The 335-nt window shown below is 47.8% G+C and carries 1 pseudogene; it reads right to left on the bottom strand.

Annotated elements, in window-relative coordinates:
- Window positions 1-313, bottom strand: a pseudogene (locus PZH32_RS11995) (HAD family hydrolase); the annotation flags it as partial.
- Window positions 314-335: the final 22 nt, after the last annotated feature.

The raw sequence follows: 335 nt of genomic DNA, 5'->3' as shown, positions 1-335 counted from the left end.
CAAAGAACAGCGGAGTCTTTCCCTCCTGTGCAAACTTCTGTGCCTGCTGCTCTGCCGCATCCGGTATTTCACTTTTTGATCGGATATATTTTAAGTTTCCACCATAAAGCCAGGCTTCTCCCAGCCTTCCCGAAAGTCCGTTTCCTGCAATCGCCTGAAAATCTTCTGCCTCTTCTTTACTTTCTACTCCCTTTTCTTTCGCATATTCCAGTACTGCCCTTGCCAGTGGATGCTCGCTTTTCTTTTCCAGTACATAAGCTGTTCTGACCAGTTCTTCCTCCGAAATTTTCTCTGCCGGGAAAAGATCCGTCACTCTCGGCTCTCCGCTTGTGATC

This window comes from Adlercreutzia equolifaciens, from assembly GCF_029076695.1.
In the GTDB taxonomy this organism is placed as follows: domain Bacteria; phylum Actinomycetota; class Coriobacteriia; order Coriobacteriales; family Eggerthellaceae; genus Adlercreutzia; species Adlercreutzia equolifaciens_A.
This window is presented reverse-complemented; position numbering and strand designations above follow the sequence as displayed.